Origin of the sequence: Salinimicrobium sediminilitoris, from assembly GCF_020866905.1 — a bacterium.
Lineage (GTDB): Bacteria > Bacteroidota > Bacteroidia > Flavobacteriales > Flavobacteriaceae > Salinimicrobium > Salinimicrobium sediminilitoris.
Genome location: NZ_JAIVCC010000005.1, coordinates 243,647 through 267,356, shown reverse-complemented (window position 1 = coordinate 267,356; position 23,710 = coordinate 243,647). Strand labels below are relative to the sequence as shown.

The 23,710-nt window shown below is 41.4% G+C and carries 23 protein-coding genes and 1 tRNA gene; 18 read left to right on the top strand and 6 right to left on the bottom strand.

Going from position 1 to position 23,710, the window contains the following annotated elements; genetic code table 11:
- The first annotated feature begins 123 nt into the window (after nucleotides 1-123).
- The gene (gene dusB / locus LA313_RS06315; protein WP_228913832.1) at nucleotides 124-1,116 is read left to right on the top strand and encodes a tRNA dihydrouridine synthase DusB; all 993 of its coding nucleotides are present in this window, start codon (nucleotides 124-126) and stop codon (nucleotides 1,114-1,116) included.
- Nucleotides 1,117-1,389: 273 nt separating this feature from the next.
- On the top strand, nucleotides 1,390-1,962 hold the full coding sequence (locus tag LA313_RS06310) for an outer membrane beta-barrel protein (RefSeq protein ID WP_228913831.1): 573 nt from the start codon (nucleotides 1,390-1,392) through the stop codon (nucleotides 1,960-1,962).
- Between the two features lie 49 nt (nucleotides 1,963-2,011).
- Here LA313_RS06310 and LA313_RS06305 read toward each other — a convergent pair whose 3' ends face one another.
- Nucleotides 2,012-3,211, bottom strand: coding sequence for an ABC transporter permease (locus LA313_RS06305; RefSeq protein ID WP_228913830.1), 1,200 nt, complete (start codon nucleotides 3,209-3,211; stop codon nucleotides 2,012-2,014).
- Nucleotides 3,212-3,214: 3 nt separating this feature from the next.
- Nucleotides 3,215-3,607: a 30S ribosome-binding factor RbfA gene (gene rbfA / locus LA313_RS06300; protein ID WP_228913829.1), complete on the bottom strand. Its 393-nt coding sequence runs from the start codon at nucleotides 3,605-3,607 to the stop codon at nucleotides 3,215-3,217.
- A 163-nt stretch (nucleotides 3,608-3,770) separates the two neighbouring features.
- Between rbfA and mce the strand changes: the two genes are divergently transcribed.
- The 5 genes from mce to LA313_RS06275 all read left to right on the top strand — a co-directional run bounded on the left by mce (nucleotide 3,771) and on the right by LA313_RS06275 (nucleotide 7,823).
- Entirely contained in the window at nucleotides 3,771-4,220 is a 450-nt protein-coding gene (mce, locus tag LA313_RS06295) for a methylmalonyl-CoA epimerase (RefSeq protein ID WP_228914450.1), read from the top strand.
- A gap of 151 nt (nucleotides 4,221-4,371) precedes the next feature.
- The gene (locus tag LA313_RS06290; RefSeq protein WP_228913828.1) at nucleotides 4,372-4,671 is read left to right on the top strand and encodes a GIY-YIG nuclease family protein; all 300 of its coding nucleotides are present in this window, start codon (nucleotides 4,372-4,374) and stop codon (nucleotides 4,669-4,671) included.
- A gap of 137 nt (nucleotides 4,672-4,808) precedes the next feature.
- Nucleotides 4,809-4,882 (top strand) — tRNA-Ile (locus LA313_RS06285).
- A gap of 242 nt (nucleotides 4,883-5,124) precedes the next feature.
- Nucleotides 5,125-6,786, top strand: a complete 1,662-nt coding sequence (locus LA313_RS06280; protein WP_228913827.1) for an RNA-binding domain-containing protein — start codon at nucleotides 5,125-5,127, stop codon at nucleotides 6,784-6,786.
- Between the two features lie 353 nt (nucleotides 6,787-7,139).
- Nucleotides 7,140-7,823, top strand: coding sequence for an aspartate/glutamate racemase family protein (locus LA313_RS06275; protein WP_228913826.1), 684 nt, complete (start codon nucleotides 7,140-7,142; stop codon nucleotides 7,821-7,823).
- A 238-nt stretch (nucleotides 7,824-8,061) separates the two neighbouring features.
- Here LA313_RS06275 and LA313_RS06270 read toward each other — a convergent pair whose 3' ends face one another.
- Nucleotides 8,062-10,545, bottom strand: coding sequence for a DUF5916 domain-containing protein (locus tag LA313_RS06270; protein WP_228913825.1), 2,484 nt, complete (start codon nucleotides 10,543-10,545; stop codon nucleotides 8,062-8,064).
- A 285-nt stretch (nucleotides 10,546-10,830) separates the two neighbouring features.
- On the opposite strand from LA313_RS06270, the gene LA313_RS06265 reads away from it, so the two are divergent.
- Both LA313_RS06265 and LA313_RS06260 read left to right on the top strand, forming a co-directional pair.
- On the top strand, nucleotides 10,831-11,244 hold the full coding sequence (locus tag LA313_RS06265) for a BLUF domain-containing protein (protein WP_228913824.1): 414 nt from the start codon (nucleotides 10,831-10,833) through the stop codon (nucleotides 11,242-11,244).
- Between the two features lie 18 nt (nucleotides 11,245-11,262).
- Nucleotides 11,263-11,655, top strand: coding sequence for a ribosomal maturation YjgA family protein (locus LA313_RS06260; RefSeq protein WP_228913823.1), 393 nt, complete (start codon nucleotides 11,263-11,265; stop codon nucleotides 11,653-11,655).
- A gap of 51 nt (nucleotides 11,656-11,706) precedes the next feature.
- On the opposite strand, the gene LA313_RS06255 is transcribed toward LA313_RS06260, so the two are convergent.
- Nucleotides 11,707-14,583 (bottom strand): M16 family metallopeptidase, encoded by a 2,877-nt coding sequence (locus LA313_RS06255; RefSeq protein ID WP_228913822.1) that lies wholly within the window; start codon nucleotides 14,581-14,583, stop codon nucleotides 11,707-11,709.
- 177 nt (nucleotides 14,584-14,760) lie between these two features.
- Nucleotides 14,761-15,822, bottom strand: a complete 1,062-nt coding sequence (locus LA313_RS06250) for a transporter substrate-binding domain-containing protein (protein WP_228913821.1) — start codon at nucleotides 15,820-15,822, stop codon at nucleotides 14,761-14,763.
- Nucleotides 15,823-16,063: 241 nt separating this feature from the next.
- Here LA313_RS06250 and LA313_RS06245 point away from each other — a divergent pair, with 241 nt between their 5' ends.
- Entirely contained in the window at nucleotides 16,064-16,387 is a 324-nt protein-coding gene (locus tag LA313_RS06245; RefSeq protein ID WP_228913820.1) for a hypothetical protein, read from the top strand.
- Here the strand turns inward: LA313_RS06245 and LA313_RS06240 are convergent.
- Nucleotides 16,368-16,958: a riboflavin synthase gene (locus LA313_RS06240; RefSeq protein ID WP_228913819.1), complete on the bottom strand. Its 591-nt coding sequence runs from the start codon at nucleotides 16,956-16,958 to the stop codon at nucleotides 16,368-16,370. The two genes, LA313_RS06245 and LA313_RS06240, sit on opposite strands and share 20 nt — an antisense overlap.
- Nucleotides 16,959-17,016: 58 nt before the next feature.
- On the opposite strand from LA313_RS06240, the gene pdxA reads away from it, so the two are divergent.
- The 8 genes from pdxA to LA313_RS06200 all read left to right on the top strand — a co-directional run bounded on the left by pdxA (nucleotide 17,017) and on the right by LA313_RS06200 (nucleotide 23,708).
- A complete protein-coding gene (gene pdxA, locus LA313_RS06235) occupies nucleotides 17,017-18,063 on the top strand; it encodes a 4-hydroxythreonine-4-phosphate dehydrogenase PdxA (RefSeq protein WP_228913818.1) in 1,047 nt (348 codons plus the stop codon).
- Between the two features lie 96 nt (nucleotides 18,064-18,159).
- Nucleotides 18,160-18,696 (top strand): YceD family protein, encoded by a 537-nt coding sequence (locus LA313_RS06230; RefSeq protein WP_228913817.1) that lies wholly within the window; start codon nucleotides 18,160-18,162, stop codon nucleotides 18,694-18,696.
- A 9-nt stretch (nucleotides 18,697-18,705) separates the two neighbouring features.
- Complete coding sequence (rpmF, locus tag LA313_RS06225) at nucleotides 18,706-18,903, top strand: 50S ribosomal protein L32 (protein WP_029033380.1); 198 nt, start codon at nucleotides 18,706-18,708, stop codon at nucleotides 18,901-18,903.
- A 171-nt stretch (nucleotides 18,904-19,074) separates the two neighbouring features.
- Nucleotides 19,075-20,070 carry a beta-ketoacyl-ACP synthase III gene (locus LA313_RS06220; RefSeq protein ID WP_228913816.1) on the top strand — a complete coding sequence of 332 codons (996 nt, stop codon included), beginning with the start codon at nucleotides 19,075-19,077 and terminating at the stop codon, nucleotides 20,068-20,070.
- A 21-nt stretch (nucleotides 20,071-20,091) separates the two neighbouring features.
- Nucleotides 20,092-20,586: an acetyl-CoA carboxylase biotin carboxyl carrier protein gene (gene accB, locus LA313_RS06215; RefSeq protein WP_228913815.1), complete on the top strand. Its 495-nt coding sequence runs from the start codon at nucleotides 20,092-20,094 to the stop codon at nucleotides 20,584-20,586.
- A gap of 42 nt (nucleotides 20,587-20,628) precedes the next feature.
- The gene (accC, locus tag LA313_RS06210) at nucleotides 20,629-21,975 is read left to right on the top strand and encodes an acetyl-CoA carboxylase biotin carboxylase subunit (RefSeq protein ID WP_228913814.1); all 1,347 of its coding nucleotides are present in this window, start codon (nucleotides 20,629-20,631) and stop codon (nucleotides 21,973-21,975) included.
- Nucleotides 21,976-22,185: 210 nt separating this feature from the next.
- The gene (locus LA313_RS06205) at nucleotides 22,186-22,569 is read left to right on the top strand and encodes a hypothetical protein (RefSeq protein ID WP_228913813.1); all 384 of its coding nucleotides are present in this window, start codon (nucleotides 22,186-22,188) and stop codon (nucleotides 22,567-22,569) included.
- Between the two features lie 23 nt (nucleotides 22,570-22,592).
- Entirely contained in the window at nucleotides 22,593-23,708 is a 1,116-nt protein-coding gene (locus LA313_RS06200) for an NAD(P)/FAD-dependent oxidoreductase (RefSeq protein ID WP_228913812.1), read from the top strand.
- The last annotated feature ends 2 nt before the right edge of the window (nucleotides 23,709-23,710 follow it).

Below are 23,710 nucleotides of genomic sequence, written 5' to 3'. Positions count from 1 at the left end.
TCTGAAAATTTAAACTGAAAATCTGAGGTCACTTATACAATTTATGATTGCACTACCGGCTATCGACTTAAGACTACCAACTAAATAAATTTCATTATTTTTGCAGCCTGAAAAACAGTTGCTTTGGCCAAAATAGGAAACATAGATGTAGGAGAATTTCCATTGTTGCTAGCACCAATGGAAGATGTGAGTGACCCGCCGTTTCGTGCATTGTGCAAGGAACAGGGCGCCGATGTGGTGTATACCGAATTCATTTCCAGTGAAGGACTTATTCGCGATGCTGCAAAAAGCGTCATGAAGCTTGATATTTACGAAAAGGAAAGACCGGTTGGGATCCAGATCTTTGGAGCCAACCTGGAATCCATGCTGCAATCTGTAGAGATCGTGGAAAAATCTGGTCCTGATATTATCGATATCAACTTTGGCTGTCCTGTCAAAAAGGTTGTTTCCAAAGGGGCAGGCGCTGGGATCCTAAAAGATATTCCTTTGATGGTTTCTTTGACGGAAGCCATGGTAAAGCACACCAATCTTCCGGTTACTGTTAAGACCCGCCTGGGTTGGGACCAGGATTCCATCAAAATTGTAGAAGTAGCCGAAAGGTTACAGGATGTAGGTGCAAGTGCTATTTCCATTCACGGCCGCACCAGGGTACAGATGTATAAAGGAGAAGCTAACTGGGCGCCAATTGCCGAGGTTAAGAACAATCCGCGGATGCATATTCCAATTTTCGGAAATGGGGACGTAGACACGCCCGAAAGAGCTGTGGAGATGCGTGACAGGTATGGTCTTGACGGGGCAATGATAGGTCGCGCCAGTATTGGTTATCCCTGGTTCTTCAAAGAAGTGAAACACTTCTTCAAAACAGGAGAACATCTTGCGCCTCCCACTATGGAAGAGCGGCTTGATGCTGCCCGTCGCCACCTGCAAATGGCTATCGACTGGAAAGGTGAGAAGCTGGGGGTTTTTGAAACCAGGAGGCATTACACCAACTACTTTAAGGGAATTCCTCATTTTAAGGAGTACCGGCAAAAGATGGTGACCAGCGATGATGCCGCCGATGTCTTTGCTGCCTTTGATGAGGTGGAAAAGGAATTTTCCGGCTACCAGTTTGTTTAAGATCTGGATCAACTAAGAATTTAAAAAAGCATTTTTCACCTCTTTATTTTTCTAAGGTCACCATCCTGATGGTTTCAGGCTTTCTGTGACTTTTGTGCTGAAAAACAAGGTATTACCTGTACATTTTATTAGTTCCAGTTGACAAATGTCATGATAAAAGCCTTCCGTAGGTTGTAGTTTTGTTGCTTAATGCTAAACCTTTAAAGTGGGATCTATTGTCTTTTGAGGATCCTCACAGGCAATTCTTCCCCCTTTACTTAAAAAAAGCAGGTCATGAAAAAATCTATCATGTTATTGTTCTTCCTGGGGCTGTGGTCCTTTCAAATGACCGCACAGGAAAAGTGGGCTGTCGAAGTACGACCACAAGTGAATTTCCCTACTCAGCAGCCAGATCTTATTGATCTTAAAACAGGCTATGGATTTGAAGCCATGTTGTCGTATAGTTTTATGGAACACCTTGGTGTATATGCAGGGTGGGGCTGGAACAATTTTGGAGTAGACGATGAAAATGGAATTGAAGATCTTGAAATTGATGAAACCGGATATTCCTTCGGATTAAAATACATTCATCCCATTAAAAATTCAATGTCATACCTCATTGGCGTAGGCGGAATCTATAAACACTTTGAAGTGGAAGATTCTTCAGGAGATATTACAGCAGATTCCGGTCACGAACTGGGATTTGAGATCATGGGCGGCCTGGTGTTCGATCTTGGAAACAACTTTGATCTAAGGCCACAGGTGATCTACAGGTCGCTTTCGGCTACAGCAGACTTTGGTCAAATTGAGGCGGACATAGACCTGCAGTATATAAGTTTTGGACTGGGATTTGCCATGAAGTTCTAAAAATGCATTTTTTGGAGCTCTTAGGGGAGGTGGCTTTTCAGCAAAGTCATTATGCCCTAAGGGCTTTTTTGCTTCGGCTCGCCGCGATATAAGAGGCAATAGTGCCCAGGGTAGAGATCGTCACCAAAACAACGGCAATATTCTGCCAGGTGATCGCTACAGGATACGCAAGGGTAGGGGTGATCATCACCAGGTCATACTGAAGCTGTAAATACACCAGCGCAATAGAAAACAACAAACCTACGCTACCACCCAGCAGGGTCATAAAAACCCCCTGTGCAAAAAATATATTCTTGATCTGTCCCGGGGTAGCACCCAAACTGTGAAGGGTTTTAATATTGTCCCGTTTGTCAAGGATGACCATGATGATGGAACCCACAACATTAAAAAGGGCAATAATAAGGACCAGCGTGAAGATGAGGTAAACGGCGAGGTTTTCGGTATTCAGCATTTTGTACAGGGCGTCATTGAGTTGTGCCCTGTTCTTTATTTCCACCTCTTCTTTAATGACCGATTGTACGGCAGATTTTACCGTTTCGGGATCGGCACCCCGTTTCAGTTTTAATTCAAGACCGGTGATCTCATCGGGTTTGAGGTTAAGCAAATCTCTTGCAAATCCAATAGAAGCAAAAACATATTTACCATCCAGTTCTTCATTAATGCTGTAAATGCCCGAAACTACTGTTCTCTTGGAATTAAAGGCCTGAGTGGGATCGAGGATCTGTCCTTTTCCCGGGCGGGGAACCATGATCTCCAGCAGGCTCATGTAATCGAAAGTGCCGAGGTTAAGCTCGTGGGAAATTGTATTCCCAATCACCACCTGGGCTTCTTCGGGATGAAACCAGCCGCCCATCCCTATTGCGCTGTCGAGTTTGTTCACCTTCAGGAAATTCTCATCCACGCCTTTGATGTAGGCGGTTTTATTCTTCGATCTAAAATCAAGGAAAACACGTTCCTCAATTACTTCTGAAAAAACGGAAATTCCCTCAATATTTTTCAGCTTCTGATTTTCTTCCGCAGAAAAATTAAAAGTCTTTCCCGTTGCCGGAAGCACCTTTAGATCGGGATCATATTCATTTGAAAAGGAAAGGCTGAAATCTTTGAGCCCGGTAAAGCCCGAAAGCACGATAAACAGAGCAAAGGCTCCTGCAAAAACCCCCAGCGCCGCAATGATGGTGATGATATTGATGGCATTGTTGCTGCTTTTGGAGAACAAATACCTGCGGGCTATGTAAAAGGGGAATTTCAAGCCTTAAGATTTTTTCCGCTTCGAGAGCAAATCGGGCTGTTCAATTGGATTGTCTTCACCTTTGATGGATTTTTCGATGTTCTCAATGTAATCAAGGGAATCATCGATGTAAAAATCCAGGTTGGGCATTCTTCGCAACTGGTTTTTGGTACGCTGGGCGAGCTCATGTTTTATCTTGGGCTTAAGCAGGTTAAGCTCCTTTAAAATATCCTGTCCATTTTTCGCGGGAAAGATGCTTAGGTAAGCTTTTGCCTGCGAAAGATCTGTAGTCACTTTTACTTTTGAAACAGAGATCAAAATTCCTGTTCTTCCCGCATCCCTCAAATGAGACTGTAATACATCGGCCAGATCCTTCTGTAATACGCCTCCTATTTTTTTCTGTCTGTTAGTTTCCATGGTACAAAAGTAGAACATTTACCGCTCAAATCTTAAAATCTACGTTAATTGCTTTTGGTTTTGCTCCTAAACGTTTTCGGGTTTTTATCTTTAAACCTTGAAATTTCCGGAGCTGCACTGTGGCCCCGGAAATTTAATTTAAAAAACAATCGAATATTTGATGATGAAAAAGATAGAACACATTGGCATTGCAGTCAAAGACCTGGAAGCGGCAAATGAATTATACGCCAAACTGCTGCAAACCGAAAGTTACAAGAGTGAAAAAGTAAAAAGTGAAGGGGTGGAAACCTCTTTCTTTAAAACCGGGGACAGTAAGATCGAATTGCTGGCGGCCACTTCGGAAGATAGTGCAATTGCAAAATTCCTTGCCAAAAGAGGCGAAGGTATCCATCACATAGCTTTTGAGGTAGACGATATCAAAGCCGAAATGAAGCGCCTCAAAGAAGAGGGATTTGAACTTATTTCAAAACGAGCGAAAAAAGGAGCAGACAATAAACTGGTGGCTTTCCTACATCCCAAGTCTGCCAACGGAGTGCTGGTGGAGTTATGTGAAGAGATCAAGGATGAGGAGGAGACCGTCCCCATTGGAGATGCGGTGTGGGAGGATTTGTAGTTTTGCGAAAAATATATTTTTGAAATGCTTGTCAGGTAGTGGTCAAAACTTTAATGATCACCCGGTCCTATAGCTCTCCCGATAGCTATCGGGAGGTTAGAGCACCTGACTCACGTTTTCTATGTATTTTTTGAAAATGATAGATTGCATAATGGCAAACACTTATATTCTACATAGCAAGTCAACTGATAAGTATTATATAGGAATGACACAGGATTCCCTAAAAGCACGGATTGATAAACATAACAGTGATTTTTATTCGAAAAAATATTCTTCTATAGCATCAGATTGGGAACTGTTCCTTAATATAAAATGTACCAGTGTTCAGCAGGCCATTTCCATTGAAAAGCATATTAAAAAGATGAAAAGCAGGAAATATATTGAAAACCTAAAAAGCTATTCAGAAATGGTAGAAAGATTAAAATACAGGTTTGAATATCGTGCTCCATAGATAAACGGAAGAAGTGGATTATTTAAATAAGAAATATTTGTTCAATAGCTATTTTTATCTAAATTTGCGCTCTCATAACACCAATGAGCCGGTCTTGTAGCTCTCCTGATAATTATTTGGAGGTTAGAGCACCAAACGGTCCTATAGCTCAGCTGGTTAGAGCACCTGACTCATAATCAGGTGGTCCCTGGTTCGAGTCCAGGTGGGACCACAGAAATAAACCGTAACACTGCTGATAGTTGGCAGTTTACGGTTTTTTTGTTTTTAAAACTGTACGATTAATGTACGGTTGAATTCCTGATCTTTCCATTAATTCCTTAATGTTTTACTGAATCTTATTCTTATAAGGGGTTTTATTCTTGCATAACCATGCGAATGACGGATATATTCCAAGTATGTTGTTAAATTTGAAAATAAATAGTTCAAAAGAACTTCAGCAATAAATTGAACATTATGAGTGCTAGGGATTTTATAGAAAATAAATTAAGTGAACTGCTATCTCAAAACTATGAAAATGAAATCGTAGAGTTTAAAGAGGCAAAAAATCAATATGACTTCAATAAACTTGGAAAATATTTTTCTGCACTTAGTAATGAAGCTAATCTTAAGGGAAAAAAGGCGGCATGGTTAATCTTTGGAATTAGAGATGGTGATAAAGCAGTAGTTGATACAAGGTTTAGACTCAATGAAAGTGATCTACACAGTTTAAAACCTGAAGTAGCGAATCACACCACAAATAGAATCACTTTTAAAGAAATTCATGAAATTAAGTATGAAGAGGGAAGAGTATTAATGTTTGAAATACCGGCAGCTCCCCAAGGTCTACCTATAGCTTGGAAGGGGCATTATTTTGGGAGGGATGGTGAAGAGCTTCAACCTCTTAATTTAGAGGAATTAGAAAGAATTAGGCTTCAGGCAAAACAAGAGGATTGGAGCGTAGGGATAATAAAATCTGCATCTATATCCGATTTATCGGAAGAAGCAATTCAAAAAGCGAGACAATCTTTTAAAACGAAGAATCCAAAATTAGTTGAAGAAATAGATTTCTGGAGTGATGAAACATTTTTAAATAAAGCAAAAGTTACTATTAAGGGAAAAATTACCAGGACTGCCATATTACTGTTAGGAAAACCAGAGGCTGAGCATTATGTAAATCCTGCTACCAGTAAAATCACCTGGATATTAAAAGACCGGGATAATTTAGAAAAGGACTACGAACATTTCACTTGCCCTTTAATTTTAAGTGCAGAGAAGGTATATTCTAAAATTCGGAACTTAAAATATAGATATATCAATGACGGAAGTCTCTTTCCAGAAGAGGTAGATCAATTTGATCCTTATATTATTAGGGAGGCACTGAACAATTGTATAGCTCATCAAGACTATACTCTAGGCGGTCGAATAACTGTAGTTGAAAATGAAGAAGGAAGTCTAATTTTTAGTAATCAGGGAAGATTTATTCCTAATACAGTAGAGGACGTAGTAGTCACTGATGCGCCAGAATCCAAATATAGAAATAGATTTCTTGCAGATGCCATGGTTAATCTAAATATGATTGACACAATAGGAAGTGGAATAAAAAAGATGTTTATCATTCAAAAACGAAAATATTTCCCCCTGCCAGATTATGATATTTCAGATGAACAAGTTAAAGTGACAATTACTGGTAAAGTTGTAGATCTTAATTATGCAAGAAAGTTAGCCACAGTAAAAGACTTGAGCTTAGCTGATATTATTGCTCTAGATAAGGTGGCCAAAGGGAAAAAATTAAATAAAGGTGAAATAAGAGATTTAAAAAATAAGGGATTAATAGAAGGAAGAAAACCGAACTTCCATATTGCCGCATCTGTTGCTAAAGTTACAGGAGAAAAAGGAGATTATATCAAGCAAAGAGGAATTGACGATGGATATTGCCAGAAGATCATTCTTGAATATTTGAAGAAATTTGGTGAAGGAAAAAGAACAGATTTTGAACTTATTCTTCTAGATAAACTTCCAGATGTTCTAGACATTAGCCAGAAGCAAAATAAAATAAAAAACAATCTTCAAAAGCTTAGGCGACAAGGAATTATTGAGCCTTTTGGAAAGGTTTGGAAAATGTCTAAAAAATATTAGCTAGAGTATGTTAGACATTTCTAGACCAATTTTAGACATTTTTATCCCAACTAGATAATATTATCCTAATTCATTTTTTCTATTTTTTTCAAACTTTATAGTATTAGGAGATCACGTCATTTTTCTACCCTGGGAAGAGAGAAACTTTGAAAACCTAAAATTTTCTCGACCTCTCCACCGAGGAGGTAGGGAGGTGTTAAAATCCAGGACGGGGTTTTAAATATTTTTAGTACTGCATATAGACGCTACCTAACCTTTCTTAATTAAATACCTAGGTACAAAAGAGTGTGACCTTTGTAACACTCGCACTCCGGGAATTGTTTTAACTTCAGTAAAAATAAAAACCTGGCGATATGAAAAAAATTGGATTGATAGGTGGCACTTCCTGGCATTCCACCATTGTTTATTACAGGCTTATCAATGAAATGGTAGGGGAAAAGATAGGAACTCAGGCAAATCCCGAGTTGCTCATCTACAGCCTTAACATTGAGCTCATGCGGGAGCAGAACAAGGAGAAGATCAACAATAAGTATCTGGAAATCGCACATACTCTACAAAATGCAGGTGCCGAAGCGCTGGTGATATGTGCCAATACCCCGCATATGGTGTTTGATTTTGTGCAGCCTAAAATCGAAATTCCAATCCTGCATATCGCCGATGCCATAGGAAAAGAAGCCCGGGAAAAGGGACTAAAAACCCTCGGTCTACTTGGAAACCGCCCAACCATGACGGGAGATTTTATTCCAAAGTATTTAAAACACCATTACGATATTGACACCATAATTCCCGATGCTCAATATATAGATCAAAACCACCATTATGTTTCTGCCGAACTCACCCAGGGAATCTTTACCCAGGAGGCCAAAACCTTTTTCCAGAAGCAAATGGTGTTGCTCAAAGAGAAAGGAGCAGATGGGATCATTCTGGGTTGTACCGAATTGCCAATGCTGCTGGATGCTTCAGATTTTCAGCTGCCTATGATCGCTACCACCCAGCTTCATGCAAAAATGGCTGCAGATTTTATCCTGAACGGGTAAGAATTTGGGAAAGTGTAAACCCGGCCTGTCCATAAGCACACATGAAATAGGAAGGTGATGTTCCCATGCCTTCGGGTTTGTCTATATCCAATATAATTAATTGATTGCCAGTAATTAAAATATGCCTATTCATCCAGAACTTTTGCATACACTTAAGAACACGAATAGGCTTGAGACCTAATGTAGTTTAGGAGTTAAAGGCAATGAAAACTATATATTGTTAGATATATACATGGGTTCAAAAATCTCCTCTTAAAAACCTCGTTTTTGAGTCGAGGTAACTCATACCAACCTGTTCCCCTGCGGGATTACCAGATGATTTGAACCAGCTTTTTACGCGGTTGTAATCCAGGTAATAGGAAACTCGAAGCGAGAGGCTGTTCACCTGGGGCCGGTCAAAAAGATTTTTAAAATTATCACCAATATTTATTTGGGAACGCTCGATATAACTGTCGGTAGCATTGCGGTAGAGGAGCGTCATCTGGCTTCCTGGCGCAAACCACCAGGAAAAGCGCAAATCTACATTCCAGCTATTGTAGGTAGTATTGTACTCGTTGTTGGCAGGGCCGTAGTAGCTTAATTCCCCGTCGTTTTGCAGGGTGTAGAATTCAGTATAAAAGACTTCAGAATAATAATGTCTAAAAGCCAGGTTCAGGCCCATCTTATTATTGAAGATATAGTTCGCTCCCAAAGAATTTACAATGGTATTGCGGTCCCGTTGCCCAAACAGGATATCATCCTCCAGAGAGTCCACATATCCCTCCTCTTTATCTGAAAGTCTCACGTTGGTAGAAAGCTGCACCTTAAATTTATCTGAGAACCTGTACCGCGGACTGAAGTCAAAAATAAGATCTCCCCGACCTCGTTCATCGTACTTATACCAGTCGGCTACCGCCTCTACGACCAGCTTCTTCCTGAAATCTGTATTAAACCACAACCACTGGTCGTAATAGGTGGGGATGGTGAAATACATGCCATCCACCCGTGGCTCATAAATGTCGTTGGTACCAATGGGAGTGGTTTCAAAACCTCCGCCAAAATTAAAAAATTCTTTGGTGGTAAAACTGGAGTTGAAATTCAGGATCAGTCTGCTGTGAAGATCGGGTTCCAGGCGACGCTCGTGTACGGCTACGAAATTAAGGTACATGTTGTTGAGAAAACCTTTAGGCTGTAGTAGCCTACGCTGGTAAAGCCCCTGGTATTTCATATAATTAGTGGCGCTGGAGTAGCCCAGGTCATTGATGTCATAATCTTTTGTACGCAACTGGGCGTTGAGGTCGATCCTGTTCTTCCCGCTTATTTTGGAGAATCCTCCCTGGGCCTCGAGTCCCGACTTTGTGTCATCTTCCATGACCCAGCTGCCTTCAATTCCCGTAAAGAATTTGTAAGTATTGTTTTCGTTAGTGTGGTCCAGGTAGAGCCCTGTGGCATTGGCATCCCTAAAATGGCCTTCACGGGTAGTGTTGGTATTGACAAGCGAAATTGAGGAATTATCGCCGTAACGCTGGTCCAGCACCAGGATGTTGTAATTAGTGACAGGTTCGATAAGCTCACGGCGTGACTCCCCTGTTTCAGTATTTTTCACCTTCACATAGGTCTTTTCGGTTATGGCATTAAAAAAGCCGATTCCCAGGCCACCATCTGTACGTCCCGAAACTTTTAAAGCATTAATTAGATCTACGGAAGCAGGGAAATTCTCGATCTCTTCTTCTTCGGAAAGCTCTACATCTCCAAAGGGAACACCTCCAACCCTACGGGAATAGAAGAGATCTCCTTTGGTGAAAAGTTCGGTTCCTTCGGTAAAAAAAGGCCGCTGCTCGTCATACTGCACCTCAAAAGCCGAAAGATTCAGCACAGATTCATCAAATCTGGTCTGACCAAAATCGGGTACAAGGATCATGTCCAGCGTAAAGGCGTCATTGATCCCGTATTTTAGGTCCATCCCGCCGTTAAAGTTGGTGGAGGTCTCGCCGTCGTAATTGTTGAGATAAGTGGAAATATATGGCTGCACCGAAAGTCGGGTAGGGGTTTGTATATTCTCTATCCCCTGGATCTCGCCATCGTAAATAGAAAAAGAACCTTTGGCAGTGTTGATGGGACTCCAGCTGTACCGGGTGCCACTGCGCTTAAATTCCCTTTCCATTTGTAACCCCCATTCCTGAATGTCTTTTTCGGGGAATCGCAGTTCAGAATAAGGGATAAAGATTTCGGCTGTCCAGCCGCGGCCGTTGAGGTCCACACCGCTGTACCAAATGGCATTCCAGGAAGGATCTTCGTTCCCATTGGTCATCTTGGCGTCATACTGCACCCCGGCAGCAGTCACTATGAATTGCATGCTTTGCTGGCGATCATTATAACCATTGAGCAGGATAAAAAAGAAGTCGTCATTACCTATGTCATCCCTTTCGGTAAGCTCTTTCCTTATTTCTGAAGGGTCCGGGTCCAGCATCTCGGCCCCAAAATATATCCCAAGATCGTCATAAACCACTTTTACTCTTGTCGCAAGACTGTCGGGGGCTGGCCTTCCGTTATTGGGTTGGCGCTCTACAAAATTGGTAGCTACGGCTGCATTTTTCCAGGCAACATCATCTAATTTCCCATCGATCTTCGGCGTTTCCTGGATTCTGTATATATGGATCTGTTTCCGCGGAATGCTGTCTTTTTCCTGGGCGACCGCTGAAAAGCTCCAGAACAGGATAAAAGCCGTAAAAAGTGATTTCATTGATGGATTTTGACTAAAGACCACAAAAAAACGAACTTGTTGCAGTTTAAGGCAGATTTTTATCTATTATTTTTCTATTTCCTGAAGAATTGGTGGGAAAGACCTTTCCAAAATGTCATTTTTGAGAGGTGAGGAATTCTGACAGCGAATTTTTATACTCTTTTCTATGGAAAAACAACACAAGTAGAGGTTCCCGTGTAGATTTAGGATAATCTTAGGACGTGATAAAGCCATACTTTTTTAAATTGAGGTTCCAAAATAAACTGTAAATCCAACCGAATCTCCATGCAGCATGCCATTTGCTATATAAGCACCGCCACTTCACAATTTAATAACCAGGAAATTGAGAACCTTTTGGCCGAATGGCGGGAGAAGAACAGCAATACAGATATTAAGGGTATTTTGTTATTTTCTGAAGGTCATTTTTTTCAGGTCCTTGAAGGAGAAAAAGAAAAGGTTTTGGCTTTGTACTATAGCATCATGGAAGATCCCCGGCATACTAACGTCATTCAGGTTATGGGGAAAGATGTTTCCCGGGGTTCTTTGGACGGTTACGTTGTAGAACATCTTAAAACACCCGGCTTCTCCAGGCCTAATTTGATAAGAAAATACTGCGAATCTGTCAAAGGCATGGATCCTCAAACGCAGCAACAAATAAGGGAAATCCTGGATTCTTTTATTGATACCCGCAGTTTATAAGTTTCTTACCTTCCCGGGGTGCAATTCAACTTAAAATATTTCCTTGCGGCCGTCATTCTATTCTTTGTAGAAGTCTTGATCGCTGCCTTTGTGCAGGATTGCTTTATACGGCCTTACGGTGGTGATTTCCTGGTGGTAATTTTTCTCTATTGTTTGCTGAAAAGCTTTTTTAGATTACCCGTCAAAAATGCCATTTTAGGAGTACTTCTTTTTGCATTTGCTGTGGAAGGTTCACAGCATTTTAAGCTGATTTATTTGCTGGGAATGCAGGATAATACAATCGCTTCGGCCGTTATGGGAAATCATTTTGAATTGCTGGATATGTTGCTGTACACACTTGGGGCTCTTGCAATCTTCGGAACAGAAAAATTGAGATCTGCTGCCTTCCGAAGCAGGAAAACTTCAGCATAAAAAAAGCCCCCGCCAATAAACGGGAGCTTTCAGTTTAAAATTTATGTAGGATTAGGGTTTTAGCTCAGAAAGCTCTACTTCTTCTCCTTTTTTATTGATAAGTTTTACTTCATCAAAGTTCATATCCTTGAACTGCTCAAATTGAGTAGCGGCATCTCCCACTACCAGATAAGCCATTTTCGACTCATCAAGATATTTTTGAGCCAATTCTTTGTGCTGCTCAAGGGTCATATTGCGGATTATTTCCTCCTCCTTTTCGATATAATCGACTGGAAGGTCATAAGCGCTCATTTCCTGAAGCATACCCAGCAATGATCCCTGGGTCTCAAAACGACGTGCATTGGACTTGATAAGAGCATTTTTAGTGAACTCAAGATCTTCGGGAGTTATACCTTCCCTGTATTTGGCGATCTCATCTTTAAAGATACCAACAGATTCTCCCGTAGCATTGGTACGCACACTGGAAGCAGCTGTGAAAGTACCGGGGATCTTGGAACCACTAAAGCCGGTGCGGGCACCATAAGTATATCCTTTTTCTTCCCGTAGAACTAAGTTCACATTACCCGAAAAAGATCCTCCAAGCTTGTAGTTCATAACCTCGGCAGGGAAGAAATCTTCACTGGTACGAGGCAGGGCAAGGTAACCAATATTGATCACCGACTGCTTTGCACCCGGTACATCAACAAAGTAAAGGGAAGCTTTATCCCTGTTGGTCACTACTTCAAATTCAGGAATGGTTACTTCCTTAGGTTCCCAGTTGTCTTTAATGTCATCCAGGGCTTCTACGGCTTTTTCCTTCGAAATATCACCTACTACATGGAAGCGGCTCACCGTTGGGGAAAAATAGTTGTTGTAGAAATCCTTAAGATCCTGTATGGTAATAGCCTCTACAGACTCTACCGTACCAGATGTTGGATAAGCAAATGGATGGTTTTCACCATAAAGAAGCTTGTCGTACACCTGGCTGGCGATTACGTTTGGATTGGCTTCATTCCTTTTAATTGAGTTGATGGTACTGGTCTTGATACGCGCCAGCTCTTCCTCATCCCATCTTGGCTCAAGCAGGATTTCCTCTATGAGTTCCATAGTCTCTTCAAAATTCCGGGTAAGGGTATTTCCTCTTATTACGATAGACTCATTGGTGGTATACATAAAAATGTTAGCCCCAAGAAGGTCTATAGCCTCTTCAAGTTCTGCCGGAGTTTTATTAGCAGTTCCTTCCATCATAATATCGGTCATCAAGTTGGCCACCCCGTTTTTGCTGAGGTCGTCGAGTAAATGTCCGCCTTCGATCACTAAGCTAAAGTTTACAAGTGGAAGTTCATTCTGCTCGATCCCGTAAACTTCAAGATCGTTTTCGAGTTCTACATTCCACGATTCCGGAACATTAAGACCCGGAGTTTCCCCTACTGCAGGAGGAGTAGATCTGTCAATTTTTGACGGAGTCTTTTCAATCTCTTTTTCTTCTGTTTCGGCAACTTCTGCTTCTACATTTTCGGTGATCTCTTCTTCTACAACCTGTGCTTTTTCAGAGTTTTCAGCAATAAGTTCCACCTGGCCCTTAGGAACAAAACTGGTCATTACATAAGGTTGATCTTTTAGGTAGGTGTTATAAACCCTCATCACATCTTCCTTAGTCACCTTTTTGATGTTCTCAATATCTTTTTCAATATAACCGGGATCTCCCGTGAAAACATCATATTGAGCCAGCTGGAAGGACTTTCCAAGCACGCTGCTTATTCCGTTGTAAAAGTCGGTTTCAAGACCTGCCTTGATGCGCTCTATATCCTTTTCGGTCACACCTTCTTTTTCAAATCGGTCAAAAGCTTCTTCAATACCGGCTTCGACGCTGTCCAGATCCACACCTGCATTGGCGGTAACCATAATGCGGAATTTCCCGGCAATTTGGTCAGAACTGTTGAAAGCGCGTGGTTCTGAAGCCAGTTCCTTTTCTTTTACCAGCACTTCATAAAGCGGTGCTTCTTTTCCGTCGGAAAGGATCTCCCCAAGGAAATCAAGTGCATAAGCATCTTCAGTATAATGTTCTACTGTTGGCCACACCATATTGAGCTGAGGTGCGGTAGCAAAATTGTCTTCATGGTAAAGCCTTTTTGTTTCTGAAAGCTCTACATTCTGAACTTCAAGCGGGGCAACTTCCTGACGCCTTTTGATCTCCCCGAAATATTTTTCAATAAGTTCCTTTGCTTCCTCTTTTTCAAAGTCTCCGGCAATTACAAGCGTAGCATTGTTGGGACCATAGAACCTGTCGTAGAATTCCCTTACATCTTCTACAGTGGCCTTCTGCAGGTCTTCCAGTTCCCCGATCACCTGCCAGCTATACGGATGCCCATCAGGGAAAAGGTTCTTGTCTATTACCCAGTTGGTGTGGCCGTAAGGGTTGTTGTCTACCCGTTGGCGTTTTTCGTTTTGTACGACTTCCTGTTGGTTGGCAAAGGCGGACTCGGTTACAGTGTTGATAAAATACCCCATACGGTCAGATTCCAGCCAAAGCACCATTTCAAGTGCATTTTGCGGCACTACCTCATAGTAGATAGTTCCATCCTGCCAGGTACCACCGTTAAGAGTTCCCCCCACGTCCTGGATCTTCTTAAAGAACTGATCCTGCCGAACGTTTTCAGATTCCTGAAACAGCATGTGTTCAAACAGGTGTGCAAAACCGGTACGGCCTTTTTTCTCCCTGTTTGATCCTACGCCGTATTGTATGGCAACAGATACTATTGGATCTGACTCATCCTGGTGAAGCACCACATTGAGTCCGTTATCCAGTTCGTATTTCTCATAATCAATAGACAGTCCCTGGTCCTGGACTGCTTCTGTTTCCTGACCCTGTAGTTGTTCACAGGACACAAAGGATACAGTTAGCAATGGCATAAAAAGCGCCATTGCGACAAACCTTAATTTTTTCATACTTTGTTAGTTTTAGTTAAAATGCTGCTAAATATAATAAATACCAGATACTAATATGTCTGATTTTCAGGCATACTGTTACAGATTGTTTACTTGAAGCCGATAGAAAGTTAAAATAAAGAAGTATTGTTGTTTTAACTTCTGAATCTGATCGAAAAAAATGATTAGATATGAGAGTTACTTGTACTCAGAAATAAGACTATTCCACTCCATGGACTTTAGAGTACCTATAAGGATAGGGTTGATCTTATCCAAAAGATCTGAATTATCGGGGAAACTGTAGCTGTAATAATCCTTTTTGAGAGTGTTTTCTAATACTGCCAGTTCTTCCACCAGTCCTTTTTCTTCTATACGATAGCTTAAAATGGGTTTGTCATAGACCAGCACATTATTGTTGTTTTCTAAGAGGGCTTCCAGACCTTCATCGGCGCTGGAAATTTTAGAAGGATTAATGCCGTACTGTTCCAGGAGTTCCTGGGCGCTGGAACTTTTCACTGTGTATACATTAAATCTTTCAAGATCCTGGACAGAGGTAATATCATCCTGAATGTTTTGTACAGTAAGAGAGGAAGCTATCCCCGCAGTTAGGGTAGAGATCATAATGATTGCCATGAACATCCAGATAAATCCTATAAACCTACCTCCAAAAGTGCGGGGAGATTTATCGCCATAACCTACCGTAGTCATTGTGACTGCACTCCACCAAAAGCCCTGTAGGATACCTTTAGCTCCCGGGCCAAATTCTTCTTTATTCTTCTTACGCTCAAAGATCCAAACCAGTAAGCCGAAGATAAAGATCACTCCCACAAGTATAAGAATGGCAGAAAAAAAGTTCCAGCTAAAAATGTTGGATAGATATCTCCATACAGAAGAACCACTCTGGCGGGCGATGCCGGTATAGGAGATAAAATAAGGTTGCGAAAAGTCCATTCGCTGCATCCTTTGATCGGTAACAGTGATAGGATTGATGCTAAGATCAACGCTTCCCTGTTCTACAGCCTGCAACAGGCTTTCCAGGTTTGGAAATTCCCTAAATTCATATTCAGTGTCCAGTTGCCTGTTGACAAGCTTCCATGATTCAACACTAAGACCTGAAAAATTACCTCCGTTTTTCATAACGAAAGGAGGGGCTTCGGTTAATCCAATAATAATTTTTTCCTCTGTAATTCCCAGGGAATCCTGGGCTTTACTTGTTGAACAGATAGCAAAGAAAAATAATAGAAAGTATAATTTGTTCATAAGGCTTGTTTGTAGCCCCCAATTTATAAAAATCTGGAAAAGCAGGCATTTAGAATATTTCTCCTGAGATAATATTGTCGTGTAAGAGGTATTTTTGCGAATGATTGTTCATTCCCTGAATAGTTTGGAAAAAGCGATGTTTTATTTTATATTTTTGATAATAGGAGAAATATGAAAAGAAAAACAAAAATTGATTAGTGGCAATTTGTTTATTACTCTTTAATATTAGAATATTGTGATCATGGGTAAATGGATGAATTACTGGATCTTAATCTTTGCTGTGGCGGGATTTAGTTTAGCCGTTTACAGCCAAACTCCTCCAGAGCCAATGATGGCCGAGGCACAGAATGGACCTCGGGAAGGCAGGGGACCTTGTGATCGTCCTGATAACCCGGGGCAGGGAAGTCCTCCTCCTCCTCCTCCGGGCTTGTGCTTGCCTATAAATGATTATTTGTTACCTCTCTTATTGGCCGGAGTGGCCCTTGGATCATTTTACCTTATAAGGTTTGATAAGGAGGAGGAAGATTTTGATAAGGAGGAAAAGCTTAAGAGTTCAGTTCAGTAAGCCGCTTTACGTATTTTCCAATGACATCAAACTCAAGGTTTACTCTTGCACCTTTTTTGATCAATTTGAAAGTAGTATGTTCAAAAGTATAAGGAATGATGGCGACGCTAAAGCTATTTTTTCCTGAATTAACTACTGTTAAACTCACCCCGTTTATTGTAATTGAGCCCTTTTCAATGGTGATGTTCTGCAAAACGGGATCATACTCAAATGTAAATTCCCAGCTACCGTTTTTTTCAACTACCCCGGTGCAAAGGGCAGTTTGATCTACATGCCCCTGGACTATGTGGCCGTCCAGTCTTGCTCCTAGTTGCATTCCGCGTTCCAGGTTCACTATATCCCCCTGCTTAAGTTCCCCTAAATTCGTTTTGGAAAGGGTTTCCTGTATGGCGGTAACAGTATATTCGCCGTTGGATATATCCACTAAGGTCAAACACACCCCGTTGTGAGCCACACTTTGATCTATTTTAAGCTCTGAAGCCAAGTTTGCTTTTATACTTATATTCAGGTTCTCCTGATTTTTTTCCAGTGCTGTTACTACTCCCAGTTCTTCAATGATGCCTGTAAACATTCTCTTATTATTAATTACCTTTGCAGGTATAAAATTAGGATAAATACAGGGAATCATTATGAAATCATCCGACAAAATAAGAGTGGGAATTAGTATAGGGGATCTCAATGGGATTGGGAGCGAGATCGTGCTTAAGACTTTTGAGGATGCCCGGATGATGGAACTATGTACTCCTGTAGTTTTTGCTTCAGCCAAGACGATTACTTTTATAAAGAAGAAACTTAATTTCGATATTCCTTTTCAGGGTATCGACGAAGCCGCACAGGCTATTGACAATAAGTTCAATGTGGTGAACGTATGGAAGGAAAATGTTCCCGTGAATTTTGGAGAAGAGACTGAAGAGGGAGGGAAGTTTGCTTTTCTTTCCCTGCAGGCAGCTACCAATGCTTTAAAAAATGGGGAAATAGATATTCTTGTCACGGCGCCCATTAATAAACACAACATTCAAAGTGAAGAATTCAAGTTCCCGGGACATACAGATTATCTGGCGAAGGAACTAGGTGGTGACAGCCTTATGTTCATGATCACCGACAGCCTTAAAGTGGGATTATTGACAGATCATGTGGCAGTAAAAGATGTTGCTTCGGCTATTACACCCCAGTTAATTGAAAAGAAGATAAAGATCATTCATAAAACCCTTCAGCAGGATTTTAAAGTTCAGCAGCCTAAAATTGCGGTGCTTGGGATTAATCCGCATAGTGGGGATAGCGGAGTGATAGGAAAAGAAGATGAGGAGATCATGAAACCTACCCTGGAGAAATTAAAGAACTCTGGAAAACTCATTTTTGGCCCCTATTCTGCCGACAGTTTTTTTGGATCGGGTAACTATAAGAATTTTGACGCTATTGTTGCTGCCTATCATGATCAGGGTTTAATTCCATTTAAAACGCTCTCTTTTGGAAGCGGAGTGAATTTTACCGCCGGTCTTAGTAAGGTGCGCACCTCGCCCGATCATGGTACAGCCTATGAGATTGCGGGAAAAAATAAAGCAGATCACCATTCATTTAAAGAAGCCGTATTCAAAGGAATGGACATCTTCAAAAGCCGCCAGGAATTTGAAGAACTCACCCAAAACGTACTAAAGAAACAAGGGAAAAAGATATAAACAAAAATTTGTTTATAAAGAATAGGCAATTCATTAATTTTTATATCTTTGCACCCGCCTTATCCTGAGGGGTAGGCACTTGAAACTGATGATGAAATGAGGAAACTAAAGGAGTTTACGATCCCTTTTGTGGGTCTTAAACAAGGCAAACACCAGTTCGAGTACGATATTGACAATAAGTTCTTTGAACATTTTGACTACGATGAATTCAATAGTGCCGACATTAAGGTAGACCTCCTTTTGGAGAAGAAATCTACGATGATGGAACTCACTTTTAAAGCATCGGGAACGGTAAACGTTTATTGCGACCTTACCAATGAACCTTATAACCAGCCAATCGAAAGTGAATTGTTGCTGGTCATAAAGTTTGGGCAGGAATATAATGATGATAACGAGGATATTTTGATCTTGCCACATGGTGAGTACGAGGTAAACATTCAGCAGTATATTTATGAAATGTTGGTATTGGCCGTTCCGTCAAAAAGAGTTCATCCTGGAGTGCTGGACGGCACTTTAAAGTCAGATGTACTTGAAAAACTGGACGAATTAAGTCCGCGGGAAAAAGAGACTAAAACAGAGGAGGATATTGATCCCCGCTGGAACAAATTGAAAAATTTATTAAACGATAAATAATACGCAGCCATGGCACATCCTAAAAGAAAGATCTCGAAAACGAGAAGAGATAAAAGAAGAACGCATTACAAAGCTTCTGTTCCACAAATAGCTACAGATCCTACAACAGGAGAAGCTCATTTGTACCACAGAGCTCACTGGCATGAAGGTAAATTATATTACCGTGGTCAGGTTTTGATCGATAATACAGAAGAAGTAGAAGCTTAGTAATTAAGAGCTTTGAAACCATATACCAAACTCTCACATTGTGAGAGTTTTTTGTTTTAAGTTGATAAAGTGCTAAAAACACCTTAATTTGCACCGCTGTATTTTGATCAATTATTAATTTGCTGTTTTTCAGTAATCTAGATAGCATACAGAGGCATTAAATGCATTTTTATGAATAAAACAACAGCAGCGATTACAGCTGTAGGCGGATATGTACCGGAATTTGTCCTTTCTAATAAGATCCTTGAAACCATGGTTGATACCAATGATGAGTGGATTACTTCGAGGACAGGTATTAAGGAGCGCCGCGTCCTCAAAGATTCAGATAAAGGAACTTCCTATCTCGCTATAAAGGCAGCCGAAGATCTTATGGAGAAATCGGGAATAGATCCCGCAGAGATCGATCTGGTAATTTTAGCAACTGCTACCCCCGATCTTCCTGTGGCGGCAACAGGAGTTTATGTGGCTACCGAAATTGGTGCTGTAAACGCATTTGCTTATGACTTGCAGGCGGCCTGCTCTGGTTTTCTCTATGCAATGTCTACCGCAACAGCCTATATTGAGTCTGGCAGATATAAAAAAGTTCTCGTCATTGGAGCCGATAAAATGTCTTCAATAATTGACTATACAGATAGAACTACCTGCATTATCTTTGGAGATGGTGCCGGTGCTGTTTTGTTTGAGCCTAATGATGAAGGTCTGGGACTTCAGGATGAGATTCTTAGGAGTGATGGATCAGGGAGAGAATTTCTGAAGATTTCTGCCGGTGGCTCACTTATTCCTGCCACCGCACAAACCGTAGCCGATAAGCAGCACTACGTTTACCAGGATGGAAAAACGGTATTTAAATTTGCCGTGACCAATATGGCGGATGTAAGTGCCAAAATCATGGAGCGCAATAACCTGACTAATGAAGATGTGAACTGGCTGGTGCCTCATCAGGCCAATCGCCGAATCATAGACGCCACTGCCAGCCGAATGGGACTTGATGATTCAAAAGTACTTATGAACATTCAGCGGTATGGTAATACAACTTCGGCTACATTGCCGTTATTATTAAACGATTTTGAAAAACGATTCAAAAAAGGAGATAATTTAATTTTCGCTTCCTTTGGAGGAGGTTTCACCTGGGGTTCTATTTACCTTAAGTGGGCTTATAATTCTTAAAAACACCCAACACTAAATATTATGGATTTAAAAGAAATTCAGAATCTAATCAAGTTCGTGGCCAAGTCTGGAGCCAGTGAAGTAAAGCTGGAAATGGATGATATAAAGATCACCATCAAAACCGGCTCTGACGATAAGGAGACCACGATTTTGCAACAGGTACCTATGCAATCTGCACCCCAAATGCAACAACCTGTACAGCAACAGCAGGCTCCACAGCAGCAGGAGGGTACACCATCTGGCGGCGGTGATACAGCTGGTGAGGAAGACAAAGGATATATCACGATCAAATCACCTATCATTGGAACTTTCTATAGAAAACCATCTCCAGATAAAGAACCTTTTGTGGAAGTTGGAAACTCTGTAAAAGTGGGAGATGTACTTTGTGTGATAGAGGCCATGAAACTTTTCAACGAGATTGAAAGTGAAGTTTCCGGAAAGATCGTAAAGGTATTGGTGGATGATTCTTCACCGGTAGAATTTGATCAACCACTATTTTTAGTAGATCCGTCTTAAATTGCTGTAAGCAGTTTACCTTAAAGCCAAAACTATACAGGTATGTTTAAAAAAATATTGATTGCCAACAGGGGAGAGATCGCCTTGCGCGTTATTCGCACCTGTAGGGAGATGGGCATAAAAACCGTGGCGGTTTATTCCACGGCCGATGCCGAAAGTCTTCATGTGCGTTTTGCCGATGAAGCCGTTTGTATTGGCCCTCCTCCCAGCAACCTTTCCTATTTAAAAATGTCAAATATCATAGCAGCTGCAGAGATCACCAATGCAGATGCTATACATCCAGGTTACGGATTTCTTTCAGAAAATGCCAAATTTTCAAAGATCTGTGCCGAACACCAAATAAAATTTATAGGCGCCAGTCCCGAAATGATTGCGAAGATGGGGGACAAAGCCACGGCAAAAGCTACCATGAGAGCTGCAGGAGTACCTTGCGTGCCTGGTTCTGAAGGGATTCTTGAATCTTTGCAGGAGGCCGAAAAAATTGCTGCAGATATGGGTTACCCTGTGATGCTCAAGGCGACAGCCGGAGGCGGAGGTAAGGGAATGCGTGCCGTTTGGAAAAAAGAAGATCTGAAAAAAGCATGGGAATCTGCCCGGCAGGAAGCAGGTGCCGCTTTTGGAAACGACGGGATGTACATGGAAAAACTTATTGAAGAGCCACGTCACATTGAGATCCAGATCGTAGGAGACAGCTCTGGAAAGGCATGTCACCTTTCAGAAAGAGATTGTTCTGTGCAACGTCGTCACCAGAAGCTTACAGAAGAAACTCCTTCTCCTTTCATGACCGATAAACTCCGGAAGCAAATGGGAGATGCTGCCGTAAAAGCAGCCGAATATATCAAGTATGAAGGTGCCGGTACAGTTGAATTCCTTGTGGACAAGCACAGGAACTTCTATTTCATGGAGATGAATACCCGTATCCAGGTGGAACATCCAATTACCGAACAGGTGATAGATTACGACCTTATTAGGGAGCAGATCCTTGTTGCGGCAGGTGTGCCAATTTCTGGAAAGAATTATTTTCCGCAGTTGCATTCTATCGAATGTCGTATCAATGCAGAGGATCCTTATCATGACTTTAGACCTTCTCCCGGGAAGATCACCAACCTGCATGCGCCGGGAGGTCACGGGGTAAGAATAGATACTCACGTATACAGTGGCTATGTGATCCCTCCGAACTACGATTCAATGATCGCCAAACTAATCACTACTGCCCAAACCCGCGAAGAAGCCATAAGCAAGATGAGACGGGCCCTGGATGAGTTTGTGATAGAAGGGGTAAAAACTACAATTCCATTTCACAGGCAGTTAATGGATGAACCCGATTATGTTGCGGGGAATTACACAACCAAGTTCATGGAGAGCTTCAAGATGAAGCCAATAGAATAACTTATTCAAGCCCCTTTTTAAAAGGGGCTTTTTTTATCTTCCTTCAGCCGAAAAAAGGTTACAACACTTCAATATCTTCTTCAGGGTTTTTCGCAAAAGGTTTCCTTTACAGGGGTTTAACAATAAATTCTTACCTTAAGAAAAATCTTTATCTACGATGGTAGTCGGAGCAATATAATCGTCTTTATTAATTCTTTAAACCTAAAATTTATGAAGAAGTTAATTTCAGTGTTATTTCTTTTATTCATAGGCACTTCCGTAAGTGCACAGGAGATCACGGGCGATTGGTATGGCGAATTGATGGTGCAGGATCGTAGTATGGGAATTGTCTTTCATATTTCTGAAACTCAGGATGGCTATACCACTACCTTAGACAGTCCCGCACAAAATGCTTTTGATATTCCGGTGGAGTCTACAACTTTTGAAGATGATGTATTGGAAGTAAAGGCCCCAAAGCTTGGAGGGTTTCATTTTAAAGGGAAACTACAACAAGAGGGGCTTTCCGGCTCATTGAGGCAAGGTGGAGCACTCGTACCTCTTAAACTTTCCAGAGAGAAACCTGAAGAGGTAAAAGAAGAGGCAAAAAAAGAATAACTTTGGCTACCAAATGATATTTTATGAGCTTTTCTTATTGGGAACATGATTCCTGGTTCTCAAATATTGACTTTACAGTAGTTGGCAGTGGGATTACAGGTCTCAACTGTGCCCTGCAGCTAAAAACGCGGTATCCCAAAGCTAAGATCGTTGTCCTGGAAAGAGGGCTTTTGCCTAATGGGGCAAGTACTAAAAATGCAGGTTTCGCCTGCTTTGGGAGTCTTAGCGAAATCCTAGATGATCTGGAACATCATTCCGAAGAGGAAATGGTAGCCCTTGTGAGGAAGCGAATGCAGGGTCTTGATCTACTCAGGGAAAACCTGGGGAGCGAAAATATAGATCTTCAGGTAAATGGCGGGTATGAACTATTCACCCAAAACGAAGGAAAACTATATGACGCCTGCGTGTCAAAAATGGCAAAAGTAAACACCCTTTTAAATCCCATTTTTGGAGAGGATGTTTTTAGCATAACCAACAACAAGTTTGGCTTTGGGAAAGTTCAGGATAATTTGATCTTTAACAGGTTTGAAGGTCAGCTGGACACGGGAAAAATGATGAATGCTTTATTACAAAAGGTGCATGCAGCAGGAGTTAAGATCCTTAATTCGGTCACTGTAAATGGTTTTGTGGAAGGACGTGATTCTGTAGAAGTGGAGACCGAGCATTTTAGCTTCTACACCGGTAATTTATTAATTGCCACCAATGGTTTTGCTGCACAATTGGGAATACCCGAAGTAAAACCTGCCCGCGCACAGGTGTTGATCACAGAACCCATTCCAGATTTACATATAAAGGGAACTTTTCACCTTGAAAAAGGATACTATTATTTCCGGAATATTAACAACAGGATTCTATTAGGGGGTGGCAGGAACCTTAATATTAAAGGTGAAGAAACTACAGAGCTTGCGCTCACTGCTCTTATTCAGCAGCGGCTTGAAGGCCTATTAAAAAATACAATTTTACCCGGTACCCCTTTCAGGATCGAAAGACGCTGGAGCGGAATAATGGGCATGGGGGAACAAAAGAATCCTGTTATCAAGAAAGTTTCCAAAAATGTGTTTTGCGGGGTGCGTCTCGGCGGAATGGGGGTTGCAATTGGTAGTCTCGTAGGTAAAGAACTTGCCGATCTAATAGATTAAGT

What these genes read in the sequence shown, in the direction of transcription:
- LA313_RS06255 (WP_228913822.1), bottom strand. Translation starts at nt 14,583, where the DNA reads ATGAAAAAATTAAGGTTTGTCGCAATGGCGCTTTTTATGCCATTGCTA.
- accC (WP_228913814.1), top strand. Translation starts at nt 20,629, where the DNA reads ATGTTTAAAAAAATATTGATTGCCAACAGGGGAGAGATCGCCTTGCGC.
- LA313_RS06275 (WP_228913826.1), top strand. Translation starts at nt 7,140, where the DNA reads ATGAAAAAAATTGGATTGATAGGTGGCACTTCCTGGCATTCCACCATT.
- accB (WP_228913815.1), top strand. Translation starts at nt 20,092, where the DNA reads ATGGATTTAAAAGAAATTCAGAATCTAATCAAGTTCGTGGCCAAGTCT.
- LA313_RS06240 (WP_228913819.1), bottom strand. Translation starts at nt 16,958, where the DNA reads ATGTTTACAGGCATCATTGAAGAACTGGGAGTAGTAACAGCACTGGAA.
- LA313_RS06250 (WP_228913821.1), bottom strand. Translation starts at nt 15,822, where the DNA reads ATGAACAAATTATACTTTCTATTATTTTTCTTTGCTATCTGTTCAACA.
- rpmF (WP_029033380.1), top strand. Translation starts at nt 18,706, where the DNA reads ATGGCACATCCTAAAAGAAAGATCTCGAAAACGAGAAGAGATAAAAGA.
- mce (WP_228914450.1), top strand. Translation starts at nt 3,771, where the DNA reads ATGAAAAAGATAGAACACATTGGCATTGCAGTCAAAGACCTGGAAGCG.
- LA313_RS06230 (WP_228913817.1), top strand. Translation starts at nt 18,160, where the DNA reads ATGAGGAAACTAAAGGAGTTTACGATCCCTTTTGTGGGTCTTAAACAA.
- LA313_RS06265 (WP_228913824.1), top strand. Translation starts at nt 10,831, where the DNA reads ATGCAGCATGCCATTTGCTATATAAGCACCGCCACTTCACAATTTAAT.
- LA313_RS06205 (WP_228913813.1), top strand. Translation starts at nt 22,186, where the DNA reads ATGAAGAAGTTAATTTCAGTGTTATTTCTTTTATTCATAGGCACTTCC.
- LA313_RS06200 (WP_228913812.1), top strand. Translation starts at nt 22,593, where the DNA reads ATGAGCTTTTCTTATTGGGAACATGATTCCTGGTTCTCAAATATTGAC.
- LA313_RS06280 (WP_228913827.1), top strand. Translation starts at nt 5,125, where the DNA reads ATGAGTGCTAGGGATTTTATAGAAAATAAATTAAGTGAACTGCTATCT.
- rbfA (WP_228913829.1), bottom strand. Translation starts at nt 3,607, where the DNA reads ATGGAAACTAACAGACAGAAAAAAATAGGAGGCGTATTACAGAAGGAT.
- LA313_RS06220 (WP_228913816.1), top strand. Translation starts at nt 19,075, where the DNA reads ATGAATAAAACAACAGCAGCGATTACAGCTGTAGGCGGATATGTACCG.
- pdxA (WP_228913818.1), top strand. Translation starts at nt 17,017, where the DNA reads ATGAAATCATCCGACAAAATAAGAGTGGGAATTAGTATAGGGGATCTC.
- LA313_RS06310 (WP_228913831.1), top strand. Translation starts at nt 1,390, where the DNA reads ATGAAAAAATCTATCATGTTATTGTTCTTCCTGGGGCTGTGGTCCTTT.
- LA313_RS06270 (WP_228913825.1), bottom strand. Translation starts at nt 10,545, where the DNA reads ATGAAATCACTTTTTACGGCTTTTATCCTGTTCTGGAGCTTTTCAGCG.
- LA313_RS06290 (WP_228913828.1), top strand. Translation starts at nt 4,372, where the DNA reads ATGGCAAACACTTATATTCTACATAGCAAGTCAACTGATAAGTATTAT.
- LA313_RS06245 (WP_228913820.1), top strand. Translation starts at nt 16,064, where the DNA reads ATGGGTAAATGGATGAATTACTGGATCTTAATCTTTGCTGTGGCGGGA.